Source organism: Vibrio sp. JC009 (assembly GCF_029016485.1).
Taxonomy (GTDB): Bacteria; Pseudomonadota; Gammaproteobacteria; order Enterobacterales; family Vibrionaceae; genus Vibrio.
This window is the reverse complement of the sequence record NZ_CP092106.1, coordinates 1,182,659-1,195,476: the sequence shown is the minus strand read 5'-3', so window position 1 is coordinate 1,195,476 and position 12,818 is coordinate 1,182,659. Positions and strand designations below refer to the sequence as shown.

Below are 12,818 nucleotides of genomic sequence, written 5' to 3'. Positions count from 1 at the left end.
TAACTAATATAACAAAGTGTCTTCTGATTAAGTCAGAAGGCACTTTTGAGGAAATCTCAATGATTAGTGTATTTGATATATATAAAGTTGGTATCGGCCCTTCCAGTTCGCACACTGTCGGACCGATGAAGGCTGGCAAAGAGTTTATTGATAGTCTGCGGACAATGGGCAAACTGCGCGAGATAACCAAGATTACCGTCGATGTGTATGGTTCATTATCTCTGACCGGGAAGGGCCACCACACAGATATCGCCATTATTATGGGGCTTGCAGGCAACACTCCTGAAAAAGTCGATATCGATTCAATTCCGGGCTTTGTAGAAAGAGTCAGTAACACCGGGAGATTACCGGTCGGCATGCATTGTCATACCGTTGCTTTTCCAAAAGACGGCGGTATGAACTTCCATTCGCATAACTTAGAGCTGCATGAAAACGGAATGCAGATCCACGCCTGGATTGATGACAAGGTCTTCTTTTCAAAGACTTATTACTCCATTGGTGGCGGTTTTATTGTCGATGAGGAAAATTTCGGTAAAGAAGAAGACTCTACGCTCGCAGTCCCGTTTGAATATACCTCCGCTAAAGAACTGGTAGAACACTGCAAATCTCAGGCTCTGTCTGTCAGTGCGCTGGTTATGGAGAATGAGAGAGCCCTGCATTCTGAAGATGAGATCCATAAGTACTACTTCAACATCTGGAGAACCATGCGTGAATGCATTGAAAGAGGCATGAATACCGAAGGAGTACTACCGGGCCCTATGCGGGTTCCGCGCCGCAGCGCAGCACTCAGGCAGCAGCTTATGTCTACTGAGTCAACCAATACAGACCCGATGGCAGTCATTGACTGGGTAAATATGTACGCCTTCGCCGTTAACGAAGAAAATGCAGCCGGAGGCCGTGTCGTCACAGCACCAACCAACGGTGCCTGCGGCATTATTCCGGCAGTACTGGCTTACTACAATAAGTTTATTCAGACTGTTGGTGAAAAGGATTATATCCGTTACTTCTCAGCTTCCGGTGCTATTGGTGGTCTGTACAAAAGAAATGCCTCAATTTCCGGTGCAGAAGTGGGCTGTCAGGGCGAAGTTGGCGTTGCCTGCTCTATGGCTGCCGCCGGACTTACTGAGCTTCTAGGTGGAAGTCCGGAGCAGGTATGCATTGCAGCAGAAATCGCCATGGAGCATAACCTTGGCCTGACTTGTGACCCTGTAGCGGGACAAGTTCAGATCCCATGTATTGAGCGTAATGGCATAGCGACAGTGAAAGCGATTAACTCTGCAAGAATGGCATTGCGTCGCTCTTCTGAGCCAAGGGTTTCTCTGGATAAAGTAATCGAAACCATGCTGGAAACCGGGAAAGATATGAATGCCAAGTACCGGGAAACTTCTCAGGGTGGACTGGCTGTTAAGGTTCTTTGTTAACTTATACCTTGTATGTGACCCAGCGCTATCCCTGCTGGGTCAGAATATTAATTCTTACTTAATCTCTGGCCTGACTCCATAGTCCACTCCCCACTCCCAGAATTCATCGAATGCCCTGACTGTGTGGGTTGATAGGTAGTTTTTTGCGAGCTCTTCTGCTTGTAATATTTCTGACTCGGTCATAGTGGAAAGGAGATCTTGGTACAATTCGTAATAGTAATCATATGTGGCGCGTTTTTTTTCAATCTTAGCCATATTAGCAAAATAGCAATGATAATAGGCTGCAGCTTTTACCGAATCATAAGGCATTACATCCCGTAGGTCGCCATCACTGCTATAAAGCTCTGCCGCTATTAATAGCGCCATAGCCTGACCTGCCTCTACACCTTTTAATATCCAAAAGACTGCTTCTTTTCTTGTTTCAGGTTTACGTTCTAAGGAAAAAGAATAGGCATCCATTGCTGGTGGGTATCCTGCCTCAGCGGATGCTTTGTATAGCCGGAGAATCTCCTTTTCTCGGCTACCAGGAATGATAAACCATCCATACTGACCCTCATATCGTTCCGCCAGCATAAACATCGCCTTGGGGTTACCACTTTCAGATGCTTTCTTTAACCAATAGTAAGAACGGTCATCGCTGTCAGGATAAAACGAATACAAATAGCGCATTGCGTCACTATTACCTAATTGAGCCTGATTAAGAAGGAGCTGTTCCGCCTTCACTCGCCAATCTCTTTTTATCATACTTGTACCGATGGACACCTTAAGCAGCGCTAACAAGTGTCCAGATTCAGCTGCCATTACAGCATACTTTGACTCTTCTTCATTTTGGACAAATGATGGCTGAGATAATATTTCCGAATACATAAATGCAGCTTCTATATGCCCTTTATCAGCAGCATATTTTAAATATGACTTAGCCTGTTCTTCTTTATATTGCCAATGTAATAACTTTCCTTTTTCATATGCGTCCTGAAGGCTTAGTAACGACATACCTTCCTGGGCTTGAACCGCCCAACTGCTTATTATTCCAAGTAAACACATCAGGAGTATAATTTGTTTAAATAATGTTCTCTTATTCACCTGCCAGCCTCATCGAATTAGCTTTGATTAGATTTAATTACTTTTTGCTGCATGTCGCTCGTAAATGCTTTGTCCATATGGACCAATATCCTTTCTATGCAAGTTGGAAAATCGTTCATCAAATCGAAATGTTCACGCTCTAAACGCCTTCTATCTTGACGAGATGATGTTTCAAATCTCGGCCAGTTTTCGGGTAACATAAAGCCTGTTAATCGTGCTTTATTCACAGTAAACAACCACACTCTCATCACATACTCTTCAGGCGCTTTACTGTTTCTATTCATCCTAATAACAGCCTCTTCCAGTTGCCTTTGACTGGCCTTAATTCTCTCCGGGCTACTGGCCGGATAACATCCGCCGGCGTTTTCTGCATCGACATATAACCAGCGGACTATTTTTGCTATAGCCATTTGTTGCCATGCATGAACCTGCACCTTAGAGTACTTTTCCTGCTCTGACTTACTTATATGTTCAACTAGCTCCTCCGGCTCACTAATCAAAGTGTCCAACAACGGCCCCAACGCTTCCGGTGGCAGTAACAACACCCACTGCCTCAATAGCTCCTGATCGGCAGTATTAAAAATATGCGCTACCATCCCTGCACGTTCCGAACGGTCAAAAAATGAAATCAGGGTATCCAATTTATCTTTTCCGTAAGCTAACAAGCTGCCGACATTGAGCTGGGTAAAGAGCATTGCCCTGCTTAGTCCAACCATAAAGTTAAAACTCTCTTCATCAGCGAAGGATTCTGCTGAGCAATCAGATACGATCTTGCGGTACTTACATTTACGCAGCATTCGCTGAAACTGAGTCACCCAGAGGCCTAATGCTGAGGGCGAGATTTCACCTTCAAAGCTGACCGTTGTTGCACCGGGCCCGATATTAACCTTCACCATAGGTTTGCCGTCTTTCAGGCGAAACTGTATGGGCAGCTTTATCTCTTTCTTTACCTCAGCTTTTATTGCGCCCCGTACCAAAACCATTCTTTGTGTGTCTTGCTGTGTCCGTGACAAAAGCTCCGGTAAATCATCGGGTAGCAGCCAGTCGATAAAACAGCCGAGCTCTATACCAGCTTCGGCGGACAGAAAAGCGTTGATGGAATCAATATCCAGTACCTGCTCTTCCTGAATGGTCTTATAGCCAACGGTAGTTAAATGAACGCCGTCAGCTTCATGTGTCAGTGCCAGCTCCGGATTAAAGCTTAAGCATGCGCCGACAAATCCCCATGCTTTGGCATAAAATCGCATCTGCAGTGCTCCGTTGTTAAAGCTGGTGTTGGTCAGGGTGCCGTCGCGGTCAATATAGCTAAGCGGAATGAGCTCTGCTCTCATCTTCTCAGCCACAGCTTCAGACGGGAAATAGAGGTAATCCCGGCCACTAATCATCTTAAACAGGTTTAGCTCACCACGCGCTAACGAAATCTCAGAGCTGGCTTCCAGGCTTGCGATATTGACCTTTTTAAAGTCGTTCACGTGCATCTGGTATAAACCGGGTAAATCCGAGCTGGTTTTGTTTGTGTTTACCATTCTGAAAAACTGGGCCTGGGGACTGCGGTCAAACGGGTCGAGTCGCTTTTTCAGCTTGCGGGCAAACAGCACTTCTTTGATGCTTTCCTCCCAGCCACTGATATCACCCTGTAGCATTTTTACTGCTATTTTCTTCTGTTTCAGGGCGTCATAGAGCTTTTGAGGCTCAAACAGACCTTGGTCATCAAACCAGCTCTGCTCAATTGGCAAAGGCTGAATATGAACACCAAGCAAACGAATAAGTGCCTGCTCCGGGTTTTCGTCAGCCGAAAGTGAGCCGGGTTTGAGGGTTTTAGTCGTCGGTAACTGGTACAGGGAAAAGTAACGGAATTGCCGCAGTTTACCTTTTCTGTCTTGTGGCTCGGCGGATAAATACTCTCTTAGCGGAAAGTCGCCCTTTGCCAGCCGGGTTAACGGCTTAGGTTTATAATCGGTATCCCATAACAGGTACATTGGATGCTCACAGCTCAGAACATTTTTCTGCGGTGTTGTCCGCAAAGGCATACAGGTTGGTTGAACTGTCCAGTTGCTTAAATTTCTGCTGTATCTGCTGCTCAGTCTCTTTTGCCTCTTTCAGATACTGGTAATATTCAGCCAGAGCATCATGACCATTACCCTCTTGATTCAAAGCGTATTCAGGGGTAGCAATACCGCACAAGGCCAGTGTTTCTATGGACTCCATCAACTCAGGCAGATTCTTTTCTATTTGGGCTAGCTTTTCCTTGCTGTTTGCCAGTGCATACTCAGCGGCGCCTTTAGCTGAATAACCCGTTTTGGCAACTAACTCTTCAAACTCTGAAGTGGTTTTCTTTAGGACCGTTAATTGCTCTTGAGGTGGCACTTCCTTTTTACCGGCAAAAGCTTCTCTTGCTTTCAAATAGCGCTTTATCTCAGCCTGTATTTCCAGCTCCCGCTTACCATAAAGTTTACCGTTTTCATAACGATAGCCCTTACTGCGTGCTACCGATATCGCTTTTTGTTCAAGCTTTTTGTATTCCGACTCAATACCCGAAACATAATGAGTCCAGGCATAACCATGAGTCGCTTTTCCATCATCAAAAAAACGCCGGGCCGACTCATCGGGTTTGGCTAACAGTAAGCGCAATTCAGACAAGCGTTTCTTCTCTTCGTCACCCTCCAAAAACGAAGTCAGATCTGCCGACACCAAAGCATCCATCAAACCCGACTTTGCCAACCCCTGAAACTTGCCTTCCTTATCATCAATATCCACCACTAATGCCGAAAGTTTCTGCTCTGCTTCCCGGCAGCGCGACTGACCTTCACGGCTTAAAAGATAAAAGCTATCTGAGCCGGTCAGATAAATCAGGTCTTCATACTCCGTTGGCTTAATATCATCAGCACAAGCCGATGCCACAGGAGCGGGAGTGACCTCTTCGGAGCCGATATCCAGTGCAAATTCAACTCCCGGCAAGCTGTCCGGATTCTCTGTCTGGCTCTGGCAATACTGGGATTCCAGAGGGAATTGAAGCTCAGATGACATAAAAAAATTCCTGTTGTTATGCGCACTAACAAGCTAAAGAACAAGAATGATGCCAATCTTAGGTTATTTAAAAATCAATACGTTAACGAAAAGAAATTGTGGAAATAGTAATAAACTGCTTAACCTTAGCAATTTATTACCCGAGTAAGTAACATGCTGCCAATATGTAGCGAATGCTATAACAAAATGCACGATCATGGTGCAAACGGGCATAAATTTGTGCCTTTCTACACACAATTGAATGAAAAACTGTCACATTCTTCATGTAAAACTGGTTATTTATTCAGTCTAAATTTATAATGTCGGCTCAAAAAATTCAAAAGCCATATATTTCAATACGTTACAATCAACACCAGGAGATAGGTTGGTTGCAACATAGATATGAATGCATAATTTTTTAGATAAATGGAGTTTTTATGTACACGGCAGTTAAAAAAGCACTTATCGTTCTTGGCCTTGGAATCTCACTTCCGGCGATGGCAGAAAACTATACTATCGGGACAGGGAGCCAGAGCGGTACTTATTACCCGCTTGGTGGCACTCTTTCTAAGATCTGGAGTGAAAATATTCCGGACTTCAACATGCGCGCAGAAGTAACTGCGGCATCTGTTGAAAATATCATCAAGGTTTCAACCAATAAGCAGCTAGTTGGTATCGCGATGGGCAACGTTGTGCTTAAAGCAGCACACGGCGAAAAACCATTCCCCCGAACTATGCCAGTAGATGTACTGTTTGCACTTTACCCTAATGTTGTGCAATTTATTGTGCCTGCTGACTCTGACATTCATTCTGTCAGCGATCTGAAAGGGAAGAAAATCTCTCTTGGTGCTCCGGGCTCAGGTACCCGTGTAAGTGCAACTAATATCCTTAAGACACTGGGCATTACCGAAGATGATATCAAGGCTCAGTCTCTGAACTACACTGCAACCACCAGCGCAATTGCAAACAATCAAATTGACGCTGGCGTTATCGTTGGCAGCCTGGGGGTTGGTGCAATCACGGAGCTGGCATTAACCCGTGATATCCGCATCCTGTCATTTACGCCAGAAGAGCTGGCAAAGATCTCGGCTGACAACCCTTCTTACTTACCACTTGAAGCTGGCGCAGACAGCTACAAAAACGTTCCGGCATTTACCGCACCGGCTGTATGGAACGTTCTGGTAACCAACAAAAAAATGGACGACGCAATGGCTTATAAAATGACCAAAATTGCGTTTGAAAATATCGAAACTCTTCGTCAGGCGATTGGTGTAACCAAGTTTACTACTGTGGAAAACATGACCAAGCTTGAAGGTGTAGCCCTTCACCCTGGCGCTCAGAAATACTTCAATGAACATCAGTAATCCTTGCTGACTCTCTTTGTACATCCGGCCTGCTGAACTAAGAAGCCGGAAACAGAGCAGTATTTACCTTCAAAGGTAAATACTGCTTTTGGTGTTTTAAAGATTATTATAATTGGAGTTTTCATGACTCGTGTTTCTTACCATCAACAAAAACTGGCCGATCTGCTTTCAATGATCGCTGGTATCTGTGCGGTTTGTCTGACTATTTTTCAGATCTGGCAGGGTATCACCGCTGAGCTTTCAGCCACGGTATTCAGGCCAGCTCACCTTTGCTGGGTTCTGGTGCTGATATTTTTGTCTTATCCGCTGGTAAAACCTAACAAAGCCTCAGCTGCTTTATACTTTGCAGCCAGGTTTACAGATGTCTTGCTAATCGCAGCGACTTGTTGGGCTGCAAAGCAAATCATCACATTCGATTATGACGATATCACTTTCCTGCTGGATGGCCTGAATAGCACAGACCAATTAGCGGGACTTCTGATTTTGGGTCTGCTTCTGGAAGCCACACGAAGAGCCGTCGGCGGTATAATGGTACTGGTGGCAGCACTATTTCTTGCCTATGCGCTTTTTGGCAATGTGCTACCGGACTCGTTTGCAAGTAAAGGCTTTTCAGTAGAAGAAATGGTTCGCTTCCATATCTTCTCCACCAACGGCGTGTATGGTGCTCCGCTGGCTATTGCTGCCGGTGTGGTGTTTATCTTCGTTCTGTTTGGCGCGTTTCTTCAGGTTACCGGAGCCGGTCAGTTCTTTATCGACAGTGCGTTTGCCATTGCCGGGAAATCACGCGGTGGCCCGGCAAAAGCCAGTGTTCTGGCCTCCGCTGCTTTGGGCTCAATCTCTGGCTCCGCCATAGCCAATACAGTAACCACAGGTTCACTAACCATTCCTATGATGAAAAAGCTGGGGTATAAACCTGAGCAGGCAGCCGGGATTGAAGCTGCAGCGTCAACCGGCGGGCAGATTATGCCTCCTGTTATGGGCGCAGGCGCTTTTGTTATGGCTCAGTTTACCGGTATTCCTTACAGTGAAATTATCCTGGTTTCGATAGCACCGGCCATTCTCTATTTTGGCTGCACCCTTCTGTATGTTCATCTGATGGCCTGTAAGCTAAACCTTCAGGGCCTTACTGAAACAGAAAAGATCGGCAAAATACTAAAACAAGGCTGGCACTTCCTTCTGCCACTAGTACTGATTACAACGCTTCTGGTAATGAGCTACTCGCCAATTCTGGTTGGTGTCGCAGGATGCGCCGCAATACTTATTGCAGCCGTATCCAGAAAGCACACGAAAATCAGTTTTAAACTCGTACTTCAGGGCATGAAAGAAGGAGCAATCCTAGCACTTCCTATCTCAATTGCCTGTGCCACAGCAGGTATTGTTGTTGGTGTAGTGGGTCAGACAGGCATCGGACTTCAGTTTACTCAGTTCCTCACTTCGCTTTCCGGTGGGTACTTATGGTCAACACTGCTGTTTATTGCGGTAGCCGCCGTCATTCTGGGGATGGGACTTCCTGTAACCGCAGCCTATATCGTACTTTCTGTAATGGCGGTACCGGCACTTCTTGAGCTGGGCATTCCACTTCTGACGGCACATATGATAGTGTTCTGGCTATCACAGACCTCAAACGTAACACCACCAATCGCACTAGCCGCATTTGCCGGAGCAGGTATTGCCAATGCTTCGCCGATGCAGTCCTCCGTTCAGGCATTTAAACTGGCTCAGGGGTTCTTCTTAATTCCGGCAATGATGGCGTTTTCCGGTCTTATCTGGACACAAAATGAATCTGTGTTCGAGTTTATTGAGTCCATTCTGGCCTGTATGGCGCTTATCGTTGCATTTGCAGGGGGAATTGAGGGGTATCTGGTGAAGAAGTTATCGAAGTTCCAGCAACTCCTGTTTGTTGCCTTGGCTGTCGTAACTTTACTGCTTCCGGATCCTTACCGGATCATCAGTGTGTTAGCCATAGGATTACTGGTTATGCTTGAGTGGCGAGGTAATAATTCCAAGCAGAGTGACACTGCAATGGATACACAATAGCTAAACACCAGAAATTAACTTCTGGATCATTCCGACTTTTCTTCTATGTCTGTTTTTGGTGCAACATCATTCACTGAGTTGCACCAAAAATACAACATCATTCATTGATACACAGTAATGGGTAAGCTTTTAGTACCACACCTGCCATTGGACATTTTGTCCACTTTAAATAATCATACAAGTGTCACGGCTAGATAAAATACTATTACAAGGATTTATACCAATGAAAATTCGGCTGAAAATATCACTATGGATGGTAATAGTAGCGACGATCCCTCTGCTATTTTCTATAACACTCATCAGTATATCGGCATCAGATAATGCCACAGAGGCATTAGAAAATAGCTACAGCAAAAAGCTGCTTTCAATTCGTAACGCCCGTAAAACTCAAATAGAAGATTACTTCGCTTTTATACGCAGCCAGATTCTGACTCTTTCATCAGACAGTATGACGGCTGAAGCTATGTCATCTTTTTCCCGTGCTTTTGATGAAGCCGCTACCCCTGACACAAAAACCACCGATAGCTTACATAAGTACTACCGCGATCAGTTTGGCCAGGAATTCAGCAAGCAAAACAACTCTCAATCTATCTCTACAGAAAGCCTGCTGGAACAACTGACCCCAAAAGAGGCCTACTGGCAAACACAATACATCAGCCAGAACCCGCACCCTCTGGGGTCAAAACACAAGTTAAGCAGAGCGGCTGAAGAGAACAATTATAATCAGCTTCATCAGCACTATCACCCTCAGTTTTCCCGGTACCTTCAGGAATTCGGCTATTACGATATATTCCTGGTTGATGCCCAAAGTGGACACATTGTTTACTCGGTCTTTAAAGAGCTGGATTTCGCGACATCACTTAAAACCGGACCTTACGCAGACTCTGGCATAGGAAGAGCGTATCAACAGGCACTTTCAGCCGGTAATCAGGACTCCGTGGTGCTGATAGATTTTGAGCCTTATGTTCCTTCTTACAATGCACAAGCTTCCTTTATCGCATCCCCGGTTACTGATGAAAACAATGTTGTGCTCGGCGTATTAATATTCCAGATGCCCATTGAACGCATTAATCACATTATGACCAGCGGTGGTGAATGGCAGAAAAATGGGCTGGGCCTGAGTGGCGAAACCTACCTCTTAGGTCAGGATTATAAAGCAAGAAGTGTCAGCCGTTTTCTGCTTGAAGATCCAGAACATTATCAGGAAAGTCTGATTGATAACGGAATTAGTGAGCACTTAGTCCGGCAAATTATAGCGAAAGGAAGCAACATTGGTCTGCAGGAGATCCGCACTCAGGCCTCCGAGCATGCCGTTAATGGCCAGACAGGGTTCGATATCAGCCCAGATTATCGCGGAATCAGTGTGCTGTCGGCATACGCCCCGCTTGATATTCCCGGGCTCAACTGGGTAATCCTGAGTGAAATAGGCAAGGACGAAGCCTTTGCCGGCGCCAGAAAACTTCAGGACAATATTTTCTACATGGCTGTTATTACTCTCCTGGGAGTGTCCATCCTCGCAATAGCTACCGGCATACTAATTTCCCGCTCCATGACCAGACCAATTATCGAATTTAGCGGCTTGCTGCGAAAAATCGAACAAGAGAACAATCTTCAGTACCGTAGCGATATTTCATCGAAAGACGAACTTGGCGATATGGCTACAGCGCTCAATATCATGCTGGAGAAGTTTTCAACACTGTTGCAGGAAGCCAATGACTCAGCTCAACTTGTTGCCCGTACATCGGAAGAACTCAATTTAACCTCAAAGCAAAATGTTCAGGGAATTGAGGCGCAAAAAGAACAAACACAGCAAATAGCAGCCGCAATGGATCAGATGGTTGTCGCCATAAGAGAGGTGGCAACACATACAACTGAAGCGGCAGATGTCGCTCATTACTCAGCAGAGCAGGCAGAGACCGGAAAAGAGATCGTACTTAAATCTTCATCCTCCATTAACGAGCTATCTGCAAGACTGACTAAATGTTCCGACTCCGTAAAAGAACTCTCTGATAAAAGCCAGAATATTGGCAATATTACGGAAGTAATAAAAGAGGTTGCTGAACAAACCAATTTGCTGGCCTTAAATGCAGCAATTGAAGCTGCCAGAGCCGGGGAATCTGGCAGAGGATTTGCTGTTGTAGCTGATGAAGTCCGCTCTCTGGCTCTGAGAACCCAGAGTTCAATTCAAAAAATTGATAATACCGTTGAGCAACTTCAGGCAGGCACTATAGAAGTGGTTGATGCCATTGAGCAGAGCCAGAATGATGCCAGCGCCAGTGTCGAGTATGCTCTTCAGGTTAACTCTGCACTGGAAGATATATCTGCATCAATTGAACAGATCAGGACGTACAATGTTCAAAACTCAGACTCGATGCAAGAGCAAAGTGTGGCAACAGAGCAGATGAATATCAACATCCGCAGCATCAATGACATAGCTCTCCAGACAGCAGCAGGTTCTGAGCAAAGTGCAACATCCGCCAGGGAGTTAGCTGACTCGGCTTCCCGTTTGCAGGGGTCGATAGATAAATTTAATGTGTAAGTATTGAATTTTGGATCTGACTGGATAATAAGCCCAGGCCCGGAAATCGTTATGTTCCGTGGCAATTACGTTTTATCAAAATAGATCGCATTATTGTCTTTGTGCTCTTACAACTTCATGCGCTTCATTGAACTAGCTACAGTAAACTTATATACTTGTACGTGATTACGTACATGCACACTTTGGAGGTAATATGGACGCAATAAGCTATACAGCGGCAAGGGCAAACCTTGCCAGCACGATGAAAAAAGTCTGTAACGACCATGCCCCCGTTATCATCACCAGGAAAAGTGAAGCACCAGTAGTTATGATTTCTCTCGAAGATTTCGAAGCTATGCAGGAAACAACGTATCTTTTGCGAGCACCGGCAAATGCAAGGCGTTTGCTTGAATCCGTTGCTGAATTAGAGTCAGGAAATGGAGAGGAAAGAGATCTAATTGAATGAAGCTGACTTTTTCTGCCCACGCATGGGAAGACTACTTGTACTGGCAAAAGACAGATAAAAAGATTCTTAAACGTATAAATACGTTAATCAAAGATATTCGCAGAGAGCCTTATGAAGGATTGGGAAAGCCTGAACCCTTAAAGCACGGTCTGTCCGGCTACTGGTCGCGTCGAATCAACGATGAGCACCGGATTATTTACAAGTGCAAAGAGAACAATATCTTAATAGCTCAGCTTAGATACCACTACGAGCTTTAAAAAAGCCGCAGACAAGATCTGCGGCTTTTGTTTGTAACAAACAGAAATTTTAGAACTGGTCAGTCGCCAGCATTACCAGAGTACAGCCTTCCACTACCTCAATGCCCTGCTCTTTCGCTTTAGCCATCAGGTTCTGATTTTCTGTACCCGGGTTTGCAATAATACGCTTAGGCGATAATTTCAGAATTGGGTCAATCATCGACTCCAGTCTTTTTTCACCAACGTAAAGTGTCAGCGTATGAACATCGCCTTCTACTTTTTCCAGTGAATCCACCAGCTCAATCTGGTCAAGTTCCAGCGACTTAGGAGAAACACCTACCTGATTATTAAAACCAAATTCTTTCAGTTTTTGGTGGGCTTTAAAGCTATAACGCTCTGGATTGTCAGATGCACCCAGAATAACAACTTTTTCTTCTACAGCGGTTTTCATCCCTGTTTTTCCTCTAAATTATGATTTCTGCAGCATAGAATATATGAATAAAAATACACAGCATAGTACTGAATAGGAACACTAAGGTTGACGTTATGTGGTGCACCACGCACCAACTTAGTTAAAATAAATACTAAAACTCTCCCCTCTTTCAGGTTAATTTATAAGAAACAACAAGATATATTTACAACTTTATTGGCAAGCTTTTCGCAAAATGTCTAACGCTTTTGCTGGTT

General features: G+C 44.9%; 11 protein-coding genes. 6 read left to right on the top strand and 5 right to left on the bottom strand.

The window, feature by feature from the left end; all coding sequences use genetic code 11:
• The first annotated feature begins 59 nt into the window (after positions 1-59).
• Positions 60-1,421, top strand: coding sequence for an L-serine ammonia-lyase (locus L3Q72_RS05585; RefSeq protein WP_275131667.1), 1,362 nt, complete (start codon positions 60-62; stop codon positions 1,419-1,421).
• A gap of 54 nt (positions 1,422-1,475) precedes the next feature.
• Here L3Q72_RS05585 and L3Q72_RS05580 read toward each other — a convergent pair whose 3' ends face one another.
• From L3Q72_RS05580 to L3Q72_RS05570, 3 genes are read right to left on the bottom strand one after another with little or no spacing between them, the layout of a single operon-like run.
• Positions 1,476-2,504, bottom strand: coding sequence for a hypothetical protein (locus L3Q72_RS05580; protein WP_275131666.1), 1,029 nt, complete (start codon positions 2,502-2,504; stop codon positions 1,476-1,478).
• A gap of 17 nt (positions 2,505-2,521) precedes the next feature.
• Complete coding sequence (locus L3Q72_RS05575; RefSeq protein WP_275131665.1) at positions 2,522-4,483, bottom strand: hypothetical protein; 1,962 nt, start codon at positions 4,481-4,483, stop codon at positions 2,522-2,524.
• Between the two features lie 7 nt (positions 4,484-4,490).
• On the bottom strand, positions 4,491-5,531 hold the full coding sequence (locus tag L3Q72_RS05570; RefSeq protein WP_275131664.1) for a hypothetical protein: 1,041 nt from the start codon (positions 5,529-5,531) through the stop codon (positions 4,491-4,493).
• 416 nt (positions 5,532-5,947) lie between these two features.
• Between L3Q72_RS05570 and L3Q72_RS05565 the strand changes: the two genes are divergently transcribed.
• Positions 5,948-6,874, top strand: a complete 927-nt coding sequence (locus L3Q72_RS05565) for a TAXI family TRAP transporter solute-binding subunit (RefSeq protein WP_275131663.1) — start codon at positions 5,948-5,950, stop codon at positions 6,872-6,874.
• Here L3Q72_RS05565 and L3Q72_RS05560 read toward each other — a convergent pair.
• On the bottom strand, positions 6,868-6,999 hold the full coding sequence (locus L3Q72_RS05560) for a hypothetical protein (protein ID WP_275131662.1): 132 nt from the start codon (positions 6,997-6,999) through the stop codon (positions 6,868-6,870). The two genes, L3Q72_RS05565 and L3Q72_RS05560, sit on opposite strands and share 7 nt — an antisense overlap.
• Between L3Q72_RS05560 and L3Q72_RS05555 the strand changes: the two genes are divergently transcribed.
• The 4 genes from L3Q72_RS05555 (at position 6,998) to L3Q72_RS05540 (ending at position 12,152) form a co-directional block, all read left to right on the top strand.
• Complete coding sequence (locus L3Q72_RS05555; RefSeq protein ID WP_275131661.1) at positions 6,998-8,911, top strand: TRAP transporter permease; 1,914 nt, start codon at positions 6,998-7,000, stop codon at positions 8,909-8,911. The genes L3Q72_RS05560 and L3Q72_RS05555 overlap by 2 nt on opposite strands.
• Before the next feature lie 223 nt (positions 8,912-9,134).
• Positions 9,135-11,450, top strand: coding sequence for a methyl-accepting chemotaxis protein (locus tag L3Q72_RS05550; protein ID WP_275131660.1), 2,316 nt, complete (start codon positions 9,135-9,137; stop codon positions 11,448-11,450).
• Between the two features lie 193 nt (positions 11,451-11,643).
• The gene (locus L3Q72_RS05545) at positions 11,644-11,895 is read left to right on the top strand and encodes a type II toxin-antitoxin system prevent-host-death family antitoxin (RefSeq protein WP_275131659.1); all 252 of its coding nucleotides are present in this window, start codon (positions 11,644-11,646) and stop codon (positions 11,893-11,895) included.
• Complete coding sequence (locus L3Q72_RS05540) at positions 11,892-12,152, top strand: Txe/YoeB family addiction module toxin (RefSeq protein WP_275131658.1); 261 nt, start codon at positions 11,892-11,894, stop codon at positions 12,150-12,152. Before L3Q72_RS05545 ends, L3Q72_RS05540 begins: the two co-directional genes overlap by 4 nt.
• Before the next feature lie 49 nt (positions 12,153-12,201).
• Here the strand turns inward: L3Q72_RS05540 and L3Q72_RS05535 are convergent, their stop codons facing one another.
• Positions 12,202-12,582 carry a CoA-binding protein gene (locus tag L3Q72_RS05535; protein ID WP_275131657.1) on the bottom strand — a complete coding sequence of 127 codons (381 nt, stop codon included), beginning with the start codon at positions 12,580-12,582 and terminating at the stop codon, positions 12,202-12,204.
• Positions 12,583-12,818 lie beyond the last annotated feature (236 nt).

Excerpts from the sequence above, each read along its gene's own strand:
- L3Q72_RS05585 (WP_275131667.1), top strand. The coding sequence starts at position 60 with ATGATTAGTGTATTTGATATATATAAAGTTGGTATCGGCCCTTCCAGT.
- L3Q72_RS05575 (WP_275131665.1), bottom strand. The coding sequence starts at position 4,483 with ATGTACCTGTTATGGGATACCGATTATAAACCTAAGCCGTTAACCCGG.
- L3Q72_RS05570 (WP_275131664.1), bottom strand. The coding sequence starts at position 5,531 with ATGTCATCTGAGCTTCAATTCCCTCTGGAATCCCAGTATTGCCAGAGC.
- L3Q72_RS05565 (WP_275131663.1), top strand. The coding sequence starts at position 5,948 with ATGTACACGGCAGTTAAAAAAGCACTTATCGTTCTTGGCCTTGGAATC.
- L3Q72_RS05555 (WP_275131661.1), top strand. The coding sequence starts at position 6,998 with ATGACTCGTGTTTCTTACCATCAACAAAAACTGGCCGATCTGCTTTCA.
- L3Q72_RS05560 (WP_275131662.1), bottom strand. The coding sequence starts at position 6,999 with ATGAAAACTCCAATTATAATAATCTTTAAAACACCAAAAGCAGTATTT.
- L3Q72_RS05550 (WP_275131660.1), top strand. The coding sequence starts at position 9,135 with ATGAAAATTCGGCTGAAAATATCACTATGGATGGTAATAGTAGCGACG.
- L3Q72_RS05545 (WP_275131659.1), top strand. The coding sequence starts at position 11,644 with ATGGACGCAATAAGCTATACAGCGGCAAGGGCAAACCTTGCCAGCACG.
- L3Q72_RS05540 (WP_275131658.1), top strand. The coding sequence starts at position 11,892 with ATGAAGCTGACTTTTTCTGCCCACGCATGGGAAGACTACTTGTACTGG.
- L3Q72_RS05535 (WP_275131657.1), bottom strand. The coding sequence starts at position 12,582 with ATGAAAACCGCTGTAGAAGAAAAAGTTGTTATTCTGGGTGCATCTGAC.